The organism is Pseudoalteromonas sp. P1-11 (assembly GCF_001399995.1).
GTDB classification, from domain to species: Bacteria; Pseudomonadota; Gammaproteobacteria; order Enterobacterales; family Alteromonadaceae; genus Pseudoalteromonas; species Pseudoalteromonas atlantica.
On sequence record NZ_LJSP01000014.1, the window covers coordinates 36910 to 59600 of the forward strand.

Annotated in this window: 17 protein-coding genes and 1 pseudogene; 9 read left to right on the top strand and 9 right to left on the bottom strand. The window is 42.6% G+C overall.

Annotated features, from left to right (window positions below; genetic code table 11):
- Positions 1 to 46 precede the first annotated feature (46 nt).
- The 3 genes from AN390_RS17190 to AN390_RS17200 are packed head-to-tail and all read right to left on the bottom strand — an operon-like array spanning position 47 to position 3635.
- Positions 47 to 973 (bottom strand): ABC transporter permease, encoded by a 927-nt coding sequence (locus AN390_RS17190; RefSeq protein ID WP_055255491.1) that lies wholly within the window; start codon positions 971 to 973, stop codon positions 47 to 49.
- Between the two features lie 2 nt (positions 974 to 975).
- The gene (locus AN390_RS17195; RefSeq protein WP_055255492.1) at positions 976 to 2079 is read right to left on the bottom strand and encodes an ABC transporter permease; all 1104 of its coding nucleotides are present in this window, start codon (positions 2077 to 2079) and stop codon (positions 976 to 978) included.
- A complete protein-coding gene (locus tag AN390_RS17200) occupies positions 2076 to 3635 on the bottom strand; it encodes an ABC transporter ATP-binding protein (protein ID WP_055255493.1) in 1560 nt (519 codons plus the stop codon). Before AN390_RS17200 ends, AN390_RS17195 begins: the two co-directional genes overlap by 4 nt.
- Positions 3636 to 3835: 200 nt before the next feature.
- Between AN390_RS17200 and xdhA the strand changes: the two genes are divergently transcribed.
- From xdhA to puuE, 8 genes are read left to right on the top strand one after another with little or no spacing between them, the layout of a single operon-like run.
- Positions 3836 to 5335 (top strand): xanthine dehydrogenase small subunit, encoded by a 1500-nt coding sequence (gene xdhA / locus AN390_RS17205; protein ID WP_055255494.1) that lies wholly within the window; start codon positions 3836 to 3838, stop codon positions 5333 to 5335.
- Positions 5322 to 7661 carry a xanthine dehydrogenase molybdopterin binding subunit gene (gene xdhB / locus AN390_RS17210; RefSeq protein ID WP_055255495.1) on the top strand — a complete coding sequence of 780 codons (2340 nt, stop codon included), beginning with the start codon at positions 5322 to 5324 and terminating at the stop codon, positions 7659 to 7661. The genes xdhA and xdhB overlap by 14 nt, the downstream gene beginning before the upstream one ends.
- Entirely contained in the window at positions 7654 to 8544 is an 891-nt protein-coding gene (gene xdhC, locus AN390_RS17215) for a xanthine dehydrogenase accessory protein XdhC (protein WP_055255496.1), read from the top strand. The genes xdhB and xdhC overlap by 8 nt, the downstream gene beginning before the upstream one ends.
- A complete protein-coding gene (gene uraD, locus AN390_RS17220) occupies positions 8541 to 9041 on the top strand; it encodes a 2-oxo-4-hydroxy-4-carboxy-5-ureidoimidazoline decarboxylase (protein WP_055255497.1) in 501 nt (166 codons plus the stop codon). Before xdhC ends, uraD begins: the two co-directional genes overlap by 4 nt.
- Positions 9038 to 9376, top strand: coding sequence for a hydroxyisourate hydrolase (gene uraH / locus AN390_RS17225; RefSeq protein ID WP_055255498.1), 339 nt, complete (start codon positions 9038 to 9040; stop codon positions 9374 to 9376). The genes uraD and uraH overlap by 4 nt, the downstream gene beginning before the upstream one ends.
- Before the next feature lie 2 nt (positions 9377 to 9378).
- Positions 9379 to 10743, top strand: coding sequence for a guanine deaminase (gene guaD / locus AN390_RS17230; protein ID WP_055255499.1), 1365 nt, complete (start codon positions 9379 to 9381; stop codon positions 10741 to 10743).
- A 4-nt stretch (positions 10744 to 10747) separates the two neighbouring features.
- The gene (locus AN390_RS17235) at positions 10748 to 11953 is read left to right on the top strand and encodes a urate hydroxylase PuuD (RefSeq protein WP_055255500.1); all 1206 of its coding nucleotides are present in this window, start codon (positions 10748 to 10750) and stop codon (positions 11951 to 11953) included.
- 1 nt (position 11954) lies between these two features.
- Positions 11955 to 12893 (top strand): allantoinase PuuE, encoded by a 939-nt coding sequence (gene puuE / locus AN390_RS17240; protein WP_055255501.1) that lies wholly within the window; start codon positions 11955 to 11957, stop codon positions 12891 to 12893.
- A 231-nt stretch (positions 12894 to 13124) separates the two neighbouring features.
- On the opposite strand, the gene AN390_RS17245 is transcribed toward puuE, so the two are convergent.
- The 4 genes and pseudogenes from AN390_RS17245 to AN390_RS17260 form a co-directional block, all read right to left on the bottom strand.
- Entirely contained in the window at positions 13125 to 13814 is a 690-nt protein-coding gene (locus AN390_RS17245) for a response regulator transcription factor (protein ID WP_055255502.1), read from the bottom strand.
- A gap of 171 nt (positions 13815 to 13985) precedes the next feature.
- On the bottom strand, positions 13986 to 15488 hold the full coding sequence (locus AN390_RS17250; protein WP_055255503.1) for a trehalase family glycosidase: 1503 nt from the start codon (positions 15486 to 15488) through the stop codon (positions 13986 to 13988).
- 16 nt (positions 15489 to 15504) lie between these two features.
- Positions 15505 to 16743, bottom strand: a complete 1239-nt coding sequence (locus AN390_RS17255; protein WP_029773635.1) for a sugar MFS transporter — start codon at positions 16741 to 16743, stop codon at positions 15505 to 15507.
- 164 nt (positions 16744 to 16907) lie between these two features.
- A pseudogene (locus AN390_RS17260) lies at positions 16908 to 17918 on the bottom strand (LacI family DNA-binding transcriptional regulator); the annotation flags it as partial.
- 279 nt (positions 17919 to 18197) lie between these two features.
- On the opposite strand from AN390_RS17260, the gene AN390_RS17265 reads away from it, so the two are divergent.
- A complete protein-coding gene (locus AN390_RS17265; protein ID WP_055255504.1) occupies positions 18198 to 20447 on the top strand; it encodes a TonB-dependent receptor in 2250 nt (749 codons plus the stop codon).
- A gap of 33 nt (positions 20448 to 20480) precedes the next feature.
- Here AN390_RS17265 and AN390_RS17270 read toward each other — a convergent pair whose 3' ends face one another.
- Together AN390_RS17270 and AN390_RS17275 are read right to left on the bottom strand one after the other, a co-directional pair.
- A complete protein-coding gene (locus AN390_RS17270; protein ID WP_054981684.1) occupies positions 20481 to 21002 on the bottom strand; it encodes a hypothetical protein in 522 nt (173 codons plus the stop codon).
- 58 nt (positions 21003 to 21060) lie between these two features.
- The gene (locus tag AN390_RS17275) at positions 21061 to 22611 is read right to left on the bottom strand and encodes an EAL domain-containing protein (RefSeq protein ID WP_055255505.1); all 1551 of its coding nucleotides are present in this window, start codon (positions 22609 to 22611) and stop codon (positions 21061 to 21063) included.
- Positions 22612 to 22691: the final 80 nt, after the last annotated feature.

Consider the following 22691-nt stretch of genomic DNA (forward strand, 5'->3'; position numbering starts at 1 on the left):
TTTAATATCCTGTTGAAGGCTTATTGTTACTCTTTGTATAAAATTTTTAATGGCCCTTATGCCAAGGCTTACCTAGCCACATAGGTTCGTACATTTTTAGTTTTTGTTTATTTTTACTTAGCATAATCAGTACTATAAGCGTTGCACCATAAGGCAGCATGGCCAGTAAATTAGAATCCACCGCTAAGCCAAGCGCCTGTGCCACTAAGTGCATAATGCTGGCAAAACCAAATAAATAAGCGCCTAGCATTACCCGCTCAATTCGCCAACTTGCAAATACCACTAAAGCCAGTGCTATCCAGCCACGACCCGAGGTCATGTTTTGTGTCCAAAGGGGCGTGTAAGCAAGCGATAGGTACGCCCCTGCAATACCCGCCATTGCGCCGCCAAACATCACCGCTAAATAGCGAGTACGCATTACAGGCAAGCCTAAGTTATTACCAACGCCTGGGTTTTCACCAATAGCGCGTACCGCAAGCCCTGCCTTGTGGTATTTAAAAAATAAATAAGCGCCAAGTACTAATGCCCAACTTAAATACACAATGGCATCTTGCGAAAACAATGCTTTACCCAGTAGCGGAATATGCTCAAACCCTGCAATTGCTAAAGTGGGTAAGGCATTAATGGTTTTACCCTCGTAATCAACGCCTAAAAATGCCGACAAGCCCGTGCCAAAAATAGTTAGCGCTAACCCCGCAGCCACTTGGCTAGCATTTAAATTAAGTGCTACAAACGCAAATACTAACGACGCCATAACCCCCACAAGCGCAGCCACGCTAAAGCCTATAAAGAGGTTGTCGCATTGGTACATGGTTATAAACCCTGCCACCGCGCCTAATAACATCATGCCCTCTTGCCCAAGGTTAAGTGTGCCGCTTTTCTCGCATACCATTTCACCTAGAGCCACCAGCAATAAAGGCGTGCCGGTGCGAATAGTGGCGTATAAAATATTTGTGATTACCTCTAATTCCATGTTTAAGATTCCTGTGCGATGGGTGTTAGCTGCGTTTTTTGTTGTGTAAATGGCAGTAACAATTTAATGCGATAACCAATAAGCACATCGCACGAGAGTAAATAAAACAGCATTAAGCCCTGAAAAATACCGGTAATGGCATTGGGTAGGCCAATTTCTATTTGCGCCATTTCGCCGCCCATATAAATAAGCCCCATTAACAGCCCTGCTAAGGTAATACCAAGCGGATGTAAGCGCCCTAAAAAGGCCACAATAATTGCGGCGTAACCATAACCGGGGGATATTTGCGGCACTAATTGCCCTATAGGCCCAGCCACTTCGCCAGCCCCTGCAAGCCCAGCTAACCCGCCACTTATTACCAATACACCAGCAATTAAAAGCGCACGTTTATAGCCCGCCATTTTGGCCGCCGATGCATCAAGCCCAAGTACTTGAATTTGAAAACCCACAAAGGTTTTACTAATAAACACCCATGTGGCACACAGCGCTAGTAGCGCAAATGCAAGCCCTAAATGAAGGCGAGTACCCTCAAATAAAACTGGTAGTAAGGTGCTATCGCCAAATAAGGCGCTTTCAGGAAAGTTATAACCGTATGGGTCTTTTAATGGCCCGTGTACTGACCACAGCAACACATTAACGGCAATGTAATTGAGCATAATGGTGACTAAAATTTCGTTGGTGTTTAAACGTAATTTCATAAAGGCAGCTAAGCCTGCCCACAGCATGCCACCGGCAATACCTGCAAGTAATGTAAGCCCTAATGCAAAGGAACTTGTAGAGTCAACAAAGTTAACAGCTACGGCACTGGCGCATACGCAGCCAATCAGTAGCTGCCCTTCAGCACCTATATTCCACACCGACGCCCTGTAACACAGCGCTAAACCATAGGCACATAATAAAATTGGAATGGTCATTACTAATAGCTCGGTAACGCCGTACCAGTCAGAAATAGGCGCTACGAGCAAGGTATATAAGGCATTAAGCGGATCGTGCCCGAGTAAAGCAAACACCACATAACCTGTTATTAAAGTGAGTAAAATGGCTAAAACAGGAGAGAAATAACTCCATGTATTTGAGCGCTCTACGCGGGGTTCAAGCTTTATCATGCCAGCGCTCCTTGCTGTGTTATTTTTGCTGTGTTGCTTTTAAGGTCGTGATTAAAATCGCCCGCCATCCACTGCCCTAATTGCACAAGTGGTACACAGTCGGTATTTAAAATAGGCGAGAGTTTGCCATTGCAAATTGCCCCAATCCGGTCACAAATTTTATAGAGCTCGTCTAAATCTTCTGAAATAACCAGTACTGCACAACCTTCGTCGCGCAGCGTTAAAATAGCCTCGTGAATGGCAACTTGCGCGCCAATATCTACACCCCACGTTGGGTGCGACATAACCAGTAATTGTGGGTTTTGCTCAACCTCTCGGCCAATAATAAACTTTTGCAAATTACCGCCCGAAAGGCTTGCTGCGTGAGTACGGTTGCTGGGGGTTTTTACGTTGTATTTTTTAATGATTTTGTCGGCGAGTTGGCTAATTTTTTGTTTTACTAAAAAGCCTTTTTTAACTAAACCACTATCAAAACTGGTAAGGAGTGCATTGTGCGCTAAATCCATATCGGGTACTGCGCCGCGCCCTAGCCTGTCCTCTGGTACGCATGCAAGCCCGAGCCTGCGCCTTTTTAGAGGGCATAACGCATCAACAGCGGTATTTTTAAATTTTATTGCGTTGCTATCTTTTTGCGGCTCCTCTCCCGAAAGCGCTTTTAATAGCTCCTCTTGCCCATTACCGGCAACCCCTGCAATACCGACTATTTCGCCTTGTTGTACGGCAAAGTTAATATTTTTAAGCGCAATATCAAATAACGCCTGCGCACTGGTAGATAAGTTATCGACTGTTAAAAAATCACCTGTGCCAGTCGCTCTGCGCGTTTGGTTACTTATTGGTGTGCTATCGCCTACCATTAAGCGAGCTATTGATTCGCTGGTTTCGTTTTTAGGAATGCAATGCCCGCTTACCTTGCCAGCGCGCAAAATAGTGGCGCTGTCGCACAGCTCAATAACTTCATGCAACTTATGGCTAATAAACAGCACCGAGCAGCCTTCTTTTTTAAGCGAATGAAGGGTTTTAAACAATGCGTCTACTTCTTGCGGAGTGAGTACCGAGGTGGGTTCATCTAAAATAAGCAGTTGAATATCTAATAATAAACACCTGACTATTTCTACTCGTTGGCGCTCGCCCGTTGAAAGCGTAGACACCAATCTATGCGGGTCCAGCGGCATGCCGTACCTAGCCGATGTTTTACTAATTCTGCTGGCAAGTGTGCTGCTATGCCCTGCTAAATCGCCCAGCGCTAACGCGATATTTTGCGCAACTGTTAGGGTTTCAAATAACGAAAAATGCTGAAACACCATACCTATGCCTAATTCGCGGGCATCGGCGGGTTCTTTTATGTCCATTTTGCGGCCATTAAAAAACATGTCCCCTTGGTCAGGTTTAACTACACCATAAAGCATTTTCATTAACGTGCTTTTACCCGCGCCGTTTTCACCAAGCAGGGCATGTACCTCACCATGTTTTATTTTTATTGTTACGCCGTCGTTGGCTATACATCCGGGGTACTGCTTTGTCATTCCCTGCATAGTAAGGCGGTATTTATTGTCCATTATTTAAACCTTTCTTTGTGCTTGTTGGTTAAATAAGCTAGCCTAGAAACTTAGCTGACCAAGCGGTCAACAATGGCATGGTATCTGCAATTAACTTACCAAGATGAAAAAGTTTTTTTCTTACCTGCTTAAAAACAACAAGAAAAAATATACGCCAAGCCTTTACATATCAGGGCTTTATAAAAGTTAAGGGGGTCTGTGTGATTACGTTTTTATTAAATGACACGCCAATAGAAGTAGAAGAATGCGCGCCGAATCTCACCATTTTGGACTGGCTTCGCACCAAAAAAGGGAAAATGGGCACCAAAGAAGGGTGTGCAACAGGCGATTGTGGCGCATGCACAATTTTAGTTGGCGAAGAAAAACTAAATTCAAACGGTGAGCCAGTTTGGCACTATAAAACCATGAATAGCTGCCTGCTTTTATTAGGTAATGCACACGCAAAACACATAGTAACCGTAGAGGCTGTAACAACAGGGCTTTACCCTACACTTAACGATTTACATCCGGTGCAACGCGCATTGGTTGAGTGCCATGGTTCGCAATGTGGTTTTTGTACCCCTGGCATAATAATGAGCATGTTGGCGCTTTATATTAATAACCCGAGTTACCCAGGTAAAAAAGCCGCTATTCATGCGCTAGGGGGTAATTTATGTCGTTGTACGGGTTACAGCCCTATTTTACTTGCAGTTGAAAAAGCTTATAGCTATGAGCGTAAAAATGAGCCTTACTCTGCCATGGCGGCACAATTTAAGGCATCACTAAATATAGGTGATGACATTCCTTGTTTAAAAAATGGCCCTCGTACGTTTTATTTACCGCAAAGTGCAGCGCAACTTGTTGAGCTTAAAGCGCGTTACCCGCAGGCACACTTGGTTGCTGGTGGCACCGACTTTGCCATTGAGCTTAGCCAAAACATGCTATTGCCCGATATTATTATATCGCTTAGCCAAACCAGTGAACTGTGCACTTTAACCGATAACAACGGCGAGCTACATATTGGTGCAGCACTCCCTTACAGCCAATTTGTTGAAGCGTTTTACACTTACTACCCTGAGTCTAAAGAGCTGTTTGAGCGCCTCGGCTCTAACCAAGTACGTAACAGTGGCACCTTAGGTGGCAGCATAGGAAATGCCTCTCCTATTGGCGATCCAGCCCCATTATTAATCGCACTTAATGCCACTCTAGATTTATTAAGCGCAGCAGGCACACGCACTATTATGGTGGCCGACTACTTTGTTGATTACAAAAAAACAGTCATTAAAAGCGATGAAGTCATTAGCAAAATTACCGTACCTAAACGCCCAGACTCGTTAAAGCTTGCGTGTCATAAAATTTCAAAACGCTTTGAAGATGATATATCTACTGTGTGTTTAGTGCTGGCTATAGAGCAAACGCAAGGCGTAATTAGCAATGCCCGCTGCGCCATGGGCGGTATGGCTGCCATACCCAAACGCGCCGCGCACATAGAGCAAAAGCTAAATGCTCAGCCCTTACAAGTAAGCACATTTATAGATGCCGCTAGTGCTATAAATGATGACTTTGCTCCCATGAGCGATGTACGCAGCAGCGCGCATTACCGCACTACGGTAAGCAAAAACTTGCTACAGCGTATTGGTATTGAGTTTTGCGGTGCACAGCCAAGCAGTAAAAATAATAACAACATTGCCATTACGAGGATTTCACATGCGTCACTTTGAAATGGATAAACTAAAAGCCCAAGGCGGAAGTGTTGGCCAATCTAAGTATCACGAAAGCGCAATAAAACAAGTATGTGGCAATGCAAACTACGCCGACGATAACCCAGAGCCCCATGGCTGCTTACACGCCTACCCTGTACTTGCGCCCATTACCAGCGGCTTTATTAAATCAATAGATACAAGTAAAGCGCTTGAAGTTGCAGGTGTTAAACGTATTTTATCGGCTGATGATGTACCCGGTAAGCTTGATATTGGCCCAGTATTCCCTGGGGATGTGCTATTAACCAATCACGAAATTCAATACCACGGACAACCTGTGCTAGTAGTGGTTGCCAAAAGCTACGCCATTGCGCGCCGCGCTGCTCGCTTAGTGGTTATAGAATGCGAGCAAACCACCCCCATACTTGATATTAAAGAAGCGATTAAAAAAGAGCACTGGGTAAGGCCGCCGCATTCACTTAACCGCGGTAATAGCGAGCAAGCCATTAATAATGCAGCCCACCAACTTAAAGGTGAAATACACATAGGCGGGCAAGAACACTTTTACCTTGAGGGGCAAATAGCTCTCGCTCAGCCCGATAACGACGGCGGTATTCATGTTCAGTGTTCTACGCAGCACCCAACAGAGGTGCAGCACTTAGTTGCTAAAATTTTAAAAAAGCCATTTAGCTTTGTAAACGTAGAAACCCGCCGCATGGGCGGAGCCTTTGGCGGTAAAGAAACCCAAGGGGCACCGTGGGCTTGCCTTGCTGCCCTTGCAGTTTACCACCTTGGCTGCGCCGTTAAAATGCGCCTAGCCCGCAGCGACGACTTTAAACTTACCGGTAAGCGCCACCCATTTTATAACCAATACCATGTAGGGTTTGACGAAAATGGCCTAATTAAAGGCGCTGATGTAACTGTAAATGGATTTTGTGGTTATTCGCCTGATTTATCTGATGCCATTGTCGACCGCGCAATGTTTCATGCTGATAACGCTTATTACTACCCAGCGGCCACCATTAAAGGGAACCGCTGTAAAGTAAACACCGTAAGTCACACTGCGTTTAGAGGATTTGGTGGCCCGCAAGGCATGATCATGGGCGAGCTAATAATGGACGACATAGCCGCTAAATTAGGTAAAGATCCGCTTGAGATCCGAAAACTTAATTTATACAAAAAAGGCCGCGACACCACCCCGTATCATCAAACAGTAGAGCAGCATATTTTAAAAGATATGATAAGCCAACTTGAGGAGTCAGGTGATTACTGGGCGCGAAAAAAGGCAATTAAAGCCTTTAACGCATCATCCCCTATTATCAAAAAAGGCCTTGCGATGACGCCGGTAAAATACGGTATATCGTTTACCGTACAACACTTAAACCAGGCGGGTGCATTAGTGCATGTATATAGTGATGGATCAATTCATTTAAACCATGGCGGCACCGAAATGGGCCAAGGGCTTAATACAAAAATAGCGCAAATAGTAGCCCATGGCTTTGGCGTTGATTTTGACTCAGTAAGCATAAGCGCTACTCGTACCGACAAAGTACCCAACACCTCGCCAACTGCTGCATCAAGCGGGACTGACCTAAACGGCATGGCGGCGCTAAACGCGGTAAATACCATAAAAGAGCGTTTAATAAACTTTATAAGTGAGCACTTTGAAGTAGACAGCCAAAGTATTGTATTTAAAGATAATCTCATTACCTTTAGTAAAGGCGAAATTAGCTTTAGCGAACTTGCAAACCTTGCTTACATGAATCGTATATCGCTTTCATCAACCGGTTATTACGCCACGCCTAAAATTCATTACGATAGAGCGAAAGGCGAAGGCCGGCCATTTTTTTACTACGCACACGGCGTAGCACTCAGTGAAGTAGAAATCGATACGCTGACAGGCGAAAACACCGTAACCCGCGTTGATATACTGCACGATGTGGGCAGCTCAATTAACCCTGCACTTGATATAGGCCAAATTGAAGGCGCTTTTGTGCAAGGTATGGGCTGGCTTACCACCGAAGACTTACAATGGAATGATAAAGGCCAGCTTGCAAGCTTTGGCCCTGCTAACTATAAAATTCCTGCAATTGGCGATACCCCTGCCGAATTTAATGTAAATTTATATAACTCGGCCAATCCAGAAACCACGGTATTTAGATCAAAAGCGGTTGGCGAGCCGCCGTTTATGTTGGCCTTTAGCGTGTGGAGTGCTATTCGTAATGCTATAAGCAGTGTGGCCGATTACAAATACACCGCCCCACTTGATACACCTGCCACACCTGAGCGTGTATTAAATGCAATTGAGCAAACCGCTAGCTGGTTTAAGGAGCAGCAACATGGCTAATTTAAATGAATCGTTTCAGGGTTTTCATACGCAAAATTGGGCACAAGCTATCAACGAGCACGAACAAAGCGGCACTAATTATGTTATTGCCACTGTGCTTGGCACCAATGGCTCAACCCCACGTGGCACGGGCTCTAAAATGGTAATAAGCGGCGAGCATATTTACGACACCCTTGGCGGTGGACACCTTGAATACGTAGTTATAGAAAAAGCCCGCGAGCTACTTGCCAAAGGCGAGGCAGCGCAAGTGATAGAGCAATTTAACCTAGGCGCAAATTTAGGCCAATGCTGTGGGGGAGCTGCCACCGTTATGCTTGAGTGCATGCAATGCGAGCGCTTTACCCTCGACATATACGGCGCAGGCCATGTAGCACAGGCGCTTATTGGTATATTGGCGCAATTACCGATGCGTATACGTTGGATAGATAGCCGCGCCGATGTATTCCCGCAGGTTATTCCTAATAACGTAATAAAAGTGGTTGATGAAGAACCAACAGAGCAAGTTAAACGCGCGCCAAAGGCTAATAATTACTTAATATTAACCCATAACCACCAGCTCGACTTTGCACTTACACAAGCCATTATTAAACGCGCTGATGCCAATTGGCTTGGTGTTATTGGCTCAGATACCAAAGCAAAACGCTTTAAACAGCGCTTAGCCCATCGCGATTTTACCACCGAGCAAATAAAGCAAATGATCTGCCCTGTAGGGCTTGAAAATGTAACGGGCAAGCTCCCTATGGAAGTGGCAATATCAATTAGCGGGCAGTTAATTGGCCTTTATCAGGCTATGCAAACCCATGCGCCCAAACGCCAAGGCTTGCAATGGCGTGCACTTAAAAATGCCTTAATTAGCACCACGCATGAGGAAGAAAACGCATGAGTAGCTTAAAAATTAATAACCTAAATGCAGCGCAAGCGCATCAAGCATTAGAGCATTGCTGCGCCGCCCCTAACTGGGTAAGCGGTATGCTAAATACCATGCCATTTGAAAATAAAGAGCACTTATTTAACAGCGCGCAAAGCGTATGGGATAGCCTGGGTGAGAGCGATTATTTAGCCGCTTTTGAAGGCCACCCGCAAATAGGCGATTTATCAACTTTAAGTAAAAAGTACGCCGCTACAGCGCAAAAAGCCGGGCACGAACAATCAGGAATGAGTAAAGCAAACGAGCAAACCCTTAAAAAAATGATTGCGCTAAATAAAGAATACCTCAGTAAATTTGGCTTTATATTTATTGTGTGTGCCAGTGGTAAAAGTGCTGAGCAAATGCTTGAACTTATTGAGCAGCGTATACACAACACCCGCAGCACAGAGCTTAATATAGCCGCGGGCGAACAAGCCAAAATAACAAAAATAAGATTGGAGTCATTGCTATGAATAAAAGCCCTATCACTACCCATATTTTAGATACCAGCACAGGCAAACCGGCTGAAAATGTAGCTGTACAATTGTTTTTACTCACTAATAACGAGTGGCAATTAATTGCTCAAGGTAAAACAAATAGCGACGGGCGAATTACCGACTGGCTCAACACAGACGTAGAATTTGCCACCTATAAACTGGTTTTTGACTTAGACAGCTATTATGAAAACCAAAAAACACCTGCGTTTTACCCAGAGGCGCAAATTACCTTTAGATTACAAGATCAAAAACACCATCATATTCCGTTATTGCTTAGCCCATTTGGCTACTCAACGTACAGAGGCAGCTAATTATGAGCACCCACAACAATAATAAAATGACCGTAATTTGTGCCAACATACTCGATTTTGTTGACGACCCCGCCATAACAGGCGAAAGCGCCCATCGCTATTTTGAAAAAGGCGCGTTAGTTATTCAAAACGGCAAAGTGGTTAACCTTGGTTACGAGCAAGACATACTGCCAAGCATTGATAAGTCAGCCACTATTATTCGCCACGATGGTAAATTAGTAATGCCCGGCATGATAGACACGCACATACATTTGCCGCAAACCGAAATGGTCGGCGCGTATGGCGAGCAGCTTTTAAGTTGGCTCACCGAATACGCCTTCCCCACTGAAAAAAAGTTTACCTGTGAGCATTATTCAAAAGATATATCTAATCGCTTTTTAGACGAGCTACTGCGTAATGGCACCACTACCGCATTGGTATTTGGGACTGTGCACCCGCAATCGGTGGATGCGTTTTTTAACGAATCTCAAAAACGTAATTTACGTATGATTGCCGGTAAGGTAATGATGGACAGAAACTGCCCAGATGACTTATCAGATTGCGCGCAAACCAGTTACGAACAATCAAAAGCACTGATAGAAAAATGGCATAATGTTGATAGGTTAAGCTATGCAGTAACGCCACGTTTTGCGCCCACATCTACCCCAGAGCAACTACAAAAATGTACTCAATTATTAGAAGAATACCCCGACACCTACCTGCATACCCACTTATCTGAAAACAAAGACGAGTGCGAATGGGTAAAAGGGTTATTCCCAGAGGCTGATGATTACTTAAGCGTGTACGAGCAAGCTAAAATGGTGCGTAAACGCTCGGTATTTGCCCATAGTATTCATTTATCTGAGCGCGAGCTGTGCTGCCTTGCCGATAACAACGCAGCTATATCGCACTGCCCAACCTCTAACTTGTTTTTAGGCTCGGGCCTTTTAAATTTAAAGAGATGTGAAGAGCATGGAATAAATGTGGGTATGGGTACCGATGTAGGCGCAGGAACAAGTTTTTCTATGCTACAAACGGGTAACGAAGCGTACAAAATTCAGCAGTTACAAGGTCAAAAGTTCTCAGCATTTAAAGGGTTTTATTTAGCCACCCTAGGCGGCGCACGTGCCCTTGATTTAGAGGGCACCATAGGTAACTTTAATGAAGGCTGCGAGGCCGACTTTATTGTAATGGATTACGCGGCCACCTCATTTTTAAAATTCAGAATTGGCCATGCCAAAACCCTTCACGAACAGCTTTTTGCCATGATGATGCTAGGCGACGACCGCTGTATTGAACAAACCTACATTATGGGTAAAAGCGTGTATAAACGCGACCAACAAGCCCAGTTTGCAGCCACACCCACACCCGATTTAGAAGAGGCATAACCCGATGGAAAACTATTTATTTGAGCTTGCTCATTTGGTGTTTAGATACTTTCACGTGGTAGCAGGTATAGCGTGGATTGGCGCCTCATTTTATTTTGTGTGGCTTGATAATAACTTACAAACACCGCCACAATGGAAACAAGATAAAGGCATAAAAGGCGATTTATGGGCTATTCATGGCGGCGGCTTTTACGAAGTGGCTAAGTATCAAAATGGCCCAGAACAAATGCCCTCTACCCTACATTGGTTTAAATGGGAGGCCTACACAACCTGGATCAGCGGCGCGCTGTTATTTACGCTGTTATATTATGTGGGCGCAGATGTGTATTTACTCGATGCCAGTAAAAGTGAGCTCAGTAAGTTTGCAGCTATTGGTGCATCACTTGGTTTTATAGGCTTAGGCTATGGTGTTTATCGGTTATTGTGTAAAAGCCCGCTTGTTGAAAACGGCAAGGCATTTATTGCCCTAGGTGTAGGCTTTTTAGCGTTATGGACGTATGGGGTTGATCAGCTATTTAGTGACCGAGCGGTGTACATTCATGTTGGTGCATTAATTGGTACCTGTATGGCCGGTAATGTATATCACATTATTATGCCTGCACAGCGCTACATGGTAAGCGAAGTAGAAGCTGGGCGCATTCCTGATTCAGCGCCGGGCTTAAAAGCAAAGCAGTGCTCAGTACATAATAACTACGCCACCCTACCAGTTATTTTTATTATGCTAAGTAACCATTTTTCGTATACCTATAGCCATGAGTTTGGTTGGTTAGTGCTTATCGGCTTTTTTATTATTGGTATGTGGATACGCCACTTTTTTAATTTAAAGCACCAAGGTGTTAATAAGCCTTCAGTACTAATAAGCGGTATTGCCGCGTTTTTTGCGTTAATGCTAGCCATTGCACCGTGGCCAAGTAGTTCTGTAAACGCGAATAATGAGCTACAAGCAAGTATAAGCGATGCACAAGCGTGGGATATTGTTAATAAACACTGCACACAGTGCCACAGTGAAACCCCTACCTCAAAGCTTTTTCAAACCGCGCCGCTCGGCTTTAAGCTCGACTCACTTGCTGATGTAAAAAAAGCCAGTGCACTTATTCATACTCGCGCAGTTATTACCAAAGATATGCCATTGGCTAACATGACCAAAATGACTGATGCAGAGCGTGAAATGCTTGGCACTTGGCTTAGCGCAGTAAAAAAGGAGCAATAACATGAGCGAGCAATTTAAACACTACCCGCGCGATTTAATTGGTTATGGTGCACACACTCCGCATGCCAATTGGCCTAATAAAGCCCGTATAGCCGTGCAAGTAGTGTTAAATTACGAAGAAGGCGGTGAAAACTGTGTACTGCATGGTGATGCAGCGGCCGAAACATTTTTATCTGAAATAGTCAGCGCCCCGCATGTAGAAGACCGCCACATAAGCATGGAGTCTATTTACGAATATGGCTCGCGCGCAGGCGTGTGGCGCTTACTTAAACTCTTTAAAAAATACGATATACCGGTCACCATTTTTGCTGTGGCAATGGCCCTTGAGCGCCACCCCGATATAGCTAAAGCCTTTGTTGAGGCTGGGCACGAAATTGCAAGCCACGGCCTGCGCTGGATTAATTATCAACATATAGATAAACAAACCGAGCGCGAGCACATGCAAAAAGCCATTGAAATCATTCAAACGCTTACCGGTAAAAAGCCCACAGGCTGGTACACCGGGCGCACAAGCCCTAACACAGCAGCCCTTGTGTTAGAAAATGGCTCGTTTTTATATGATGCCGACGATTACAGCGACGACTTACCCTTTTACAGTATTAAAGAAGGTAAGCCACAGCTAATAGTGCCCTATACGCTTGATGTAAACGACATGCGCTTTGCTGCAGTGCAAGGCTTTAATGCCGGCGATCAGTTTTATAATTATTTAAAAGATGCATTCGATACGCTATACGAGGAAGGCGACCCCCAAGGTGAAAACGCCCCTAAAATGATGTCTATAGGGCTGCATTGTCGCTTAATTGGCCGCCCTGGGCGCATTAAAGCCCTTGCACGGTTTTTAGAATATGCTAAATCGCATGAGCAAGTGTGGTTTGCCACGCGCGAGCAAATCGCCGAGCACTGGCTTAAAACTCATCCGTATAATACCAATCCGCAATAGTACTTAATCATTTTCAGGGGCTAAACGTGTCGCTATCTGCGTTAAAAAATTCTCATTCCTTGCTATCAACACGTTTATCCATCCTCAAAATAGATTACTTAATTATGCGCATTGGTATAAAAAAGCCTAGATGTGAGCCGTTAAAACTAAACTCTAAGAGCTTATTAGGTTTATCGTAAAACAAAAAAAGCCCAGCAGTGCTGGGCTTAAGGTCACTTTAGGAGTAGTGGTTTACTTAGCCATAGGTAATAAAACCGATATGTAACGCTGAGCCCAATTTGCTAATTCAACACGGTTACGAGAATTGGTTTTTTTAAAGGCACTGTACAAATGCGTTTTAACGGTGTGGTCACTTATATTAAGTTTATCGGCAATGGCGTTATTGCTCGCCCCTTGAGCAATTAAGTGAATAACCGATTTTTCACGTTTAGTAAGGTGCGCGTAATCCCCTTTTTTGAGGGTAATGTCTTCTTGTAGGCTATTAAACGAAGAGGCAACCGAGAGAATATCTGAAAACGCTTTTGATATAACCTTTCGCGTAAACCATAACTCGCCTGAGGTTATTCTAACTAGCCCTTTAAAAATAGTTTCTGGTGCATCTGATTTATAAAACACACCATTAAAATGATTTAACAGTAGGTTTTTTTCGCACACGGCATTGGGCTCTACATTAAATAAGACAACTTTATGCTTTTTAGCGAGGCAAATTAAGTCGGCAGGCAGCAAATCTAACCAGTTATTTTTAGCGCCATCAATTAAAAATAAATCAAACTTGTCCCTTTTCTCGTTTTTAGGGATCACGTCGTCCATTTTAATATCGCCAAAAATGGCTTGCATGGTTTTTAATATATTTGTGTAGCTTTCACAGTGAAAAGAAGATTGAAACGTGGTTTTTACAAAAACGGCGTGTGGTTGTAGCATAGATTTCTTCCTTGAAATGTTTACACCACACTACCGAATTTATTAATCACTTACAATGCACCTGGGCATTATTTATACACGGCATAAAACAATCACCAATTATATTTAGTTAATAGTTACAATAACTTAATGATAATGAATGAATTATTTTCATATAAAATACTGCTCTGATCAGTCCTCACATAACGTATAAAAGCGTGAGGTAACTCCGTTAGTCCAGCCAAAACCTTGTTGTACTACGTATTCTCCGCCCCCTGCTTTTAATTGAGGCACGCACACATTGTATTTTTCTAGTAGGCACTGATTAACAGAAAAGTCGCTTTCTACCATTGTTAGCCAGTTTTGCATTATACGTTTACTAAGATCACTAAAACCGTAATTATTAAGCCCTTTTACAGCAAACCACTGCAGCGGAGCCCACCCATTAGGGCTATCCCATTGCTGTGATGTAGAGGTAACGGTAGTAACTATGCCGCCGGCCTTTAAAAAGTCGCGGCTTAGTCGCTCGGCAATATGTTGAGCTTGTTGCTCAGACGCTAAGTTAAAAAATAATGCAGTACTTGCGGCAGCGCTTAACACCTTAGATTGACTCGCTTTATGATGATTATAATCAACAAAAAAGTGTTGTTGCTCACTCCACATGTATTTATTAATCAGTGTGCGGCGAGCTGCTGCGTAGTCGCTAAATAAATCGGCTTGTTGGTTATTACCTAGCAACTTATTAAACTTACTAAGCTGTTTTTCTAGGTTATAAAGCAAACAATTAAGATCAATGGGTATTATATCGGTCGTTTGTATAGAGCTAAGTGAACTAGGCTCAGCTAGCCAGCGAGAACTAAAGTCCCAGCCAGATTCACACGCTGCGCGTATATGTCGATAAAAGTCAGGCTTTTTATGCTCAGCTAAGCCCTCTGCGAGTGCCAGATCTTCTCTAAGGGATTCTGCCCTAGGGGCTGCTTCATCGTCCCAATAACGATTTAACTTGCCACCGCATGGCATTTTTACAACTCGCCTTAGTGCCGTTTTCTCGTTAGTAAGCTCTTCTGCGCCTTGCATCCAAAACGCATACTCTTTTTCAAGCGCATCAACACATTTTTCAAGCCACGCTACATTATTGGTTTTGCTGTGTTCGTGCTGCCATAGTAATTCAACCATAAGCGCTAAAATAGGTGGCTGTGAACGCGATAAGTAGTAACTGCGGTTGCCATTTGGAATACACCCATAATCGTTTATAAGGTCGATAAAGTTTTGCAGCATATCTTCAACAATTTCAGGTTTATTAGCATCAATTAAGCCAAGCGCTGTAAAGTAGCTATCCCAGTAGTATATTTCCTGAAAACGCCCACCAGGCACAATGTAGCTATGCTTTAATGCTAATAAAGAATCGGCTTTAGGTTTATCAGCCGCCCGTCTCAAACCATGCCACAAAGAGTTAATATAGTGCTTAACGCTTGCGGTATCTGGCTCACTTTGCATACGTAGTAAGGGGGTCGTAATAAAGTGAGCATTTACAAACTCTTTTAATTGGGCTTGATTAAGCGGTGCTACTTGCTCATAGTGTTTACACGCACTTTGCCAGCTGGTTCGTGCAGTTGCATCTGCAAATGTTTTACAGTCATCAAAAATATGTTGGATCTGTACATCTTTAAATAACTGGCTCTCAAAAAAATTCATAACAATCCTAAATCAATTATATGCTGGCAGCGTGCTGAGAAATGGCGCGGGTGCGCTGTTTAAAAATAATCACGCTTATAAAAATTAAGCTAATGGGAATTAACGACAGGTAAAATGCGTGCTGACCGCTAAAATGCTCAAATACGTAGCCTGTGATCATTGAACCAGTTGTGCCTCCAAGTGCTGAAAACACAACGATTAACCCTGTCATGGCTGCATGCTGGTGCTTTTCTAACGCGCTGAGCATTACCGAATTTAACACTGGATAAATTGGCGCCATAAAAAAACCAATGAGGGGCAAAACAAATGCAGCCAGTGGTGCATCAAATAGACTAGTGATTGCTGTATTAGGTAGGTTTTCAGTTAGGGGTAACGTTACAATAATAAGTAATGCCATGGCGACTAAGCATCCGCACAGTACAAAAAACCAATTAATGTGCTTAAGCACCTGCCCCGCAACTAAACGACCAAACGCTAACGCCGCTGCAAAAATACTCGCTAACTGAATACTTATAGCCACAGGCAATTGCAAAACTTGGTTATTAAAGGTTGGCAGCCAAGTACCTACGCCTTGTTCAATAAGGACATATAAAAATGCACTTATAATAAAAATAAGCACCAAGGGCTGATACGTTAATTTAAGCATGGCTATAAAGTCACTCAAACTAGAGTCAGTTTTATTTTTATCAATTGCAGGCGCAATCGGTGCAATAACAACACTTAGTAATACAATTAAAGTAAGCGCAGCCAACGCGTAATAAACATTGAGCCACGCATTGTTTTGGCTTGGGTCTATAAAGGCGGTAAAAATCCAATAACCACTTAATACACCCACCATAAAAATGCCTTCGATGGTGTTTAAAAGTGACGAGTGACTATTAGCATCTTCGGTTACTTGGCCAATAATCGAATAAACAGAAACTTTTACTACCGCAAAGCCACAGCCTATCACTGCAAATAGCACTTTAAACATATAAAATTCGCTGATCAGTGCGGTGCTTAAGCACGCTAATGCAACGACCGCTAAAGCCCCTAACATTGCGAGCTTATACCCTAACCTAGGAATGAACGAGGCAACAACAAAAGACATTATCGCAATTGATAAGTCTTTAAACCCTTCCAAAACAGACGCCTCAGTTTTGCTAACGCCCAGTGTATTTATTGCCTGCAAAATGACTGTTCCTACGCTATTTAATAATATTGCGAAAATAAAATAGCTTGCAGCAATTGCTAGTGTGATTTTTGTTTTACTCATAGCTTGCCTTACTTATAACGCAGTGCGCCATAATGATTAAAGCTAACACCTTTGGGTAATTAGCGTGTGTGTTTGTGTCAGTGAATGTTGAGTTTAGTGTAGAATAAAAATCAATGCAATCGTTTGCATTTTAAGTTTTAAAATTTGTATCTACCATTCATAAATCAGCGTTTACTCGATTGGCGAGTTATTAATTCTATATCAATAACTTGAGATTCAACTTTTTGACCCATAAATTGTTGCATAAGCTTTTTAACTAAAAGTTCAGCCGCTAATTGAGTATTTTGTTTAATTGTTGAAAGCGACGGATGGCTAATATCTGCCATTGCTATATCGTCAAAGCCCACCAATGCAACATCGTTAGGGATACTGACATAGCGCTCTTTTAACGCCTTCATTGCACCTAAGGCAACCATGTCGCTACAAGCCATTATTGCATCAAAGTAGAGCCCTTTTTCGCGTAATAGACTATTAATTTCTTGATACGCCGAACTACTAGTAATATCAATAGAAACAACGTGCTGCTCTAGTTTATGCGTAGATAGCGCAGCCACATAACCGCGGTGTCTTTCGCTAATTTCACCGTGCTCTGGGTCGCCTAAAAATAAAATATTTTTTGCACCGTGTTCGATTAAGTGCGCAGTGGCTTGCATTCCACCTAGGTAGTTATCACTGCCTACAATAGGGTAGTTACTGGGTGTTTTAGGGTCTCCCCACACCACCAAAGGGATCCCCGCTTTAGCAGCCGCCTCTATATTGCGCTGATCTTTACCCTGCCCAACCACAATAATACCATCGGCCCTTCGACCATTAATAAAATAATTGGCCCAATCGTGCTGTGCCATTATTGAATTAGACAATAAAAGCTCTAGCCCTTGTTGATTAAGTGCAAGATTAATTTCGCTAACCACTTTAAGTAAAAATGGATCGCTAATCGATTGTTCGGTTTGTTCATCTAAGTTAATGATAACAGCAACAACATTTGTTTTTTGCGTTCGCAAGCGGCTTGCAGCGGTGTTTAAACTAAAATTATGCTCTTTAGCGAGTTGTTTTAATTTATCGCGTGTTTCTTGTTTTATTAACGGGTTGTCATTTAAAGCACGCGAAACCGTAGAGGTAGACACCCCTGCCAGCTTTGCTAAATCAGCTAATTTTATTTTTTTGTTATCCATGAAAACCCTGAGCCGCGTTGTATTAACTAATGTTTAATGTAACTAGCTGACAATATAGCATTATTAATTTTTTCTGGCTTGCCTCACAGGCTAAAAAAGCCATACCTAGGCTTTTACGCTCAATATTTCTACAAATATAATTCATAAATAATTTACAAATAAATATTGCAAACGTTTGCATTAATCTTTAAGGTTTCATCATATACAGCCTGTTTACATAAAAACTTTGTATACAGCGCAGTAAAAAACACACTGTTTAACACACTAAAAACGGGATCACACATGACATTCAATAAAGCAAAAAGTACATTAGCGTGCGCTATAACTTTAGCCTTGAGCTCACACGCAACCTTTGCACAAGAGCAAGCACAAGAAACCAAGGTAGAGCGAATTGTTGTTTCGGGCACACCTACCGGGGTCGGCATCAGAAAAATAGATGCAGGCTACGCTGTTACAAATATTGATAGCCAGCAAATTATTAAACTTTCACCTAAAAGCACTGCCGATCTGTTTAAAGCCGTACCTGGGGTTTGGGTAGAAAGCTCAGGGGGTGAATCTGGTGCCAATGTATTTGTACGTGGTTTTCCTGGCGGCGGTGACGCCCCATTTTTAACCCTAAGTATTGAAGGGTCACCCGTTTACCCAGCCCCTACATTATCGTTTTTAGAAAACTCTTCACTTTTTAGAATTGATGAAACGATTGAGACCATGGAGGCTTTACGCGGTGGGCCGAACCCTGTTTTATCAAACGGCCAACCGGGTTTAACAACTAACTTTAGGCTAAAGCGCGGTGGTGAAGACACCGAAGGCTTATTTAAATACACAACATCTGATTACGACCTACAACGAGTAGATGCTGTTATTAGTGGTGAAATTACTGACGATTTATACTTTATGGTTGGCGGCTATGTAAAAAGCTCTCCGGGTATTCGTGATGCAGGTTTTACCTCTGAGAAAGGCAGCCAATTTACCATTAATATCACTAAAGATTTAGATAACGGCGAGCTTAACTTTTATACCCGTCAAACAGATGACCATGGTGCATGGTACTTACCTACCCCACTTAATATTGAAGGGATTGACGCAGAATATACCCAACTTGGCACGTTAAACCGCCAAGCAACCATTTTTACCGGCCCCGATGCACAAGCACACGATATTGACTTAGGGGATGGCCGAGGCTGGGACGGCCATGTAACAGGCGGTAGCATTAAACTAGAGCTTGATAATGGTTGGCAATTTTCTGACCGCTTTAATATAACTAAAGGGGATGCCAATACATACGGGTTGGTGCCAAGTGGCTCAGCAACCACGGTTGGTGCAGTTGCCGATAATGGGCAAACCGCATTTGGTGCAGTAACCAATACTGAGTACGCAAGCGACACCCCAATACAACAACTTGGCCGCTGGGTTGTTTTAAAAGAAATTAGCTCATTTACAAACGATTTAGCGTTTTCAAAGCAATTTGATAATTTATCAGCCACGTTTGGTTACTACACAGCTAGTACATCGGCAAACGATTGGTGGAGTTTAGGTAATACGGCTTACCACGTACTAGAAGCCGGCGGCGAGTCGCTAACTGGCATTGAGTGTAATCAAAGCACTGATGGCTGCGATTTTAACTACGATATTAGCTCAACAGGTGATGCGCGCACCAATGCGTTTTATGTAACAGCTCAATACAAATTTGCCGACGACTTTACATTAGATGCAGGCGTGCGCCACGAAAGTCATGAAGTAGAATACAGTGTTGATGAAGACCTTGATGGAATTATTACCAAAACAGTTAACTATGATGAAAGTAAAACATCGTGGACAACGGGGATTAACTATTCAATAAACGATGACATGGGTGTATTTGCACGCGTAAACCGTGGTTATAAAATGCCTTACTTTGACGACTTTAGAGATAACTTTAGCGCTTATGAAGGCGGCGAAAAGCTAATTAAAGAAGTAACCCAAGGCGAATTTGGCTACAAGCTAATTTCTGACTCTACAGACTTTTACGCTACCTTGTTTGTTAACGAAGTAAAGGGCGATACATTTGTACGCCGCCCAGGTGTACCTGCAGAAATTTTAACAAACGAAGCGTACGGTGTTGAGCTTGATTATAACTTTAATCATCAGTCGGGTTTTTCGGTTAATTTAAATACCACACTACAAGAAACCGAAATAACGCAAAGCCCAACCAATGAAGGAAATGAATCTCAGCGTCAGCCAAAGTGGCAAGTGCGTATCACACCTAGCTACGACTTTGAGCTACAAGGTATGTATGCCACGTTATATGGCACACTGTCGGCTGTTGATGACCGCTTTGGTAACAACGAAAACACGGTTACTCTTGATGGCTACGAAAAAGTCGACTTAGGTTTAATTTTAGAACCTATGGAAGGCATAAAACTACAACTGGCCATTGATAACTTAACGGATGAGCAAGGTATAACAGAGGGCGACCCACGTAATGCCGATGCCCCAAATGGCCGCTATATTATGCCACGCACTACGCGCTTTAGTGTAAGTTATGCGTTTTAAATACTCTTAATAATAAAGGGAGCTTGGCTCCCTTTATTTTATTTTTTCGTTTAGTTTATTAAGCGCCTCTACCGAAAAGCCCCTATCGTAAAAATGTAAAATTTTACCTTTGCTATCTATTAAAACAACGCGAGTATTGTTTGGGTTTTTATTACCTGTAAATTTTTGCACAGTGTCACCATCTTCATAAATAGTGATTACCCCGCCCCACAGCTCTTTTGGTATACCCTTGCGCATACCGCTGTCTATAAATGTACTAAACATACGCGGGGCCATACCTGCTATGGTAGGCAGTTCGTAAGTGGGTAATGTAACCCCTGTCATGTCTAAGCCAATTAACCAACGGTCTATGTCAAATTGGCTATCTTGTTTATAGCCAATGAGTAACAAGGTTTTATCGGCTTTAAAATTACTCGGTATGGTTACGCTTTTCTCATCTAGGCTTTGGCCGCTAATGGTAGGAAACTGCTTACCGGTAATTTGCTGATTTGGGTATTGAGCTGAGCACGCACTAAGCATTAACACCATAAATGCGCTGGCTATTATTTTAATCATTTTAAAACCTTACACTGTTATAAATATCATACTAATACGTGTATGAGGTAAAACACGTTTAAACCGTTTGCAATTTTAAATACGCTTTAAACTCTCGAAGTGCCATGGGCTTGGCATATTTCCAGCCTTGGCCATAATGTACGCCAGCTTGTTTTAGTATGGCTTCTTGCTCATTTGTTTCTATGCCTTCTGCTACACAGGTGTAGTTAAACTTACGTACCAACGCCATAATATTAGGGATCATTGATGCCTTTAAGCCTTGTGTTGTTATATCTTGTACAAAAGTGCGGTCAATTTTAAGCTGATGAAAGCTCAAGTTTTGTAGATTTTTTAAGTTAGAGTAACCCGTACCAAAATCATCTATCGATAAATTAAAGCCCGCCTCAACCAGCCTTTTAAAGTGGGTATGGGCAACTGTTGAGTCTAAGTATTCGTCTTCTGTTATTTCTAAACAAATAATAAAGCGCGAATCGGTGAGTGCAGGTATGTCTTTTAAAAGCGCAATATTGCCTGTTTCTACATCATAGGGAAAAATATTAATAGAAATTTTAAAATTGCGCGGTAATGCCTCAACGGTGGTTAGCTCATAAAGTACTTTTTCAATCATGGCTTGGGTAAAGCGCCACGTTAAATTGGTTTTTCTTATAATAGGAATAAATTGATCAGGAAATAAAACCCCGTATTTATCTTCAAAACGGGCTAACGCCTCACAGCCAACCACTTTACCCGTTTGCAAACAAATAATGGGTTGGTAGGTCCAATAAAATGAGCCTTTTTTAAGGCCTTTGCGCACACGCGTGATAGTTGAGCGCCTAGCCGCTAAGCTATAGTCAATTAACAGTCTACTCGATACACCCGCTAACGAAATTAAAATAAGCGAAATAATCAATAAAAATTGATTATCAGCAAAAAATTGGCTCCACGGAAGTTGTACGGCTGCGCAGTACTCGGGGTTATTAGTACTGCATTTAATAATTGATTCATAAGGTAAAAATGAGTGATTTTTTACCTGCTCATAAACCCCTTTAGCCCCTGCTAAATGAAACGTCTCGCGCGTGTTTTTATAAAGTACTTCCCATTTGGTCGATACAATTACTTTATCGTTAAAAGCGCGCGTATCGACTATTAAATTGTAATTACCTTGCCTTGCAATTATCGCTTCCATTGCACGGCCACTAAACAAAAGTAAATACAATTGTGGTTCGTACCTTACGCGCACAGGTTTATTATCGTATTTATCAATTCGAATGTAGTCGGGAGGATTATCGGTAATTGTAGCTGCAAGCTTTCCTGCCCCGGTGGTGCAAACCAGCTCATTATTTGTAAAAAAGCCAATATCTATCACGTATTGTGCATCAAACAACGCGCGGCGCATTTCTATCAATGTATTGTTATTACATTGTTTAGCGTTTGCGTTATTTAGGCGGGTTAAAATTTTTCTACGTTCTGTTGCGGCAGCATCTATGTGTTGAACAATATAATTTGAATCTCGCGCTAACTGCCTACTTAGCTTTTGTGCAGCAAAGTACATCAGTGTGCTAGCACATATAATAAAAACCACGACACCGCTTAATACTGCAATTAAAGACCTACGTTGATATTGTTTCATAACACCTTTTTAAAGAAGCTGTGTGTGAGTCAGGTGCAATAATAATTGCATATCTGGGCATAAAAGCAATCAAGCTTGTA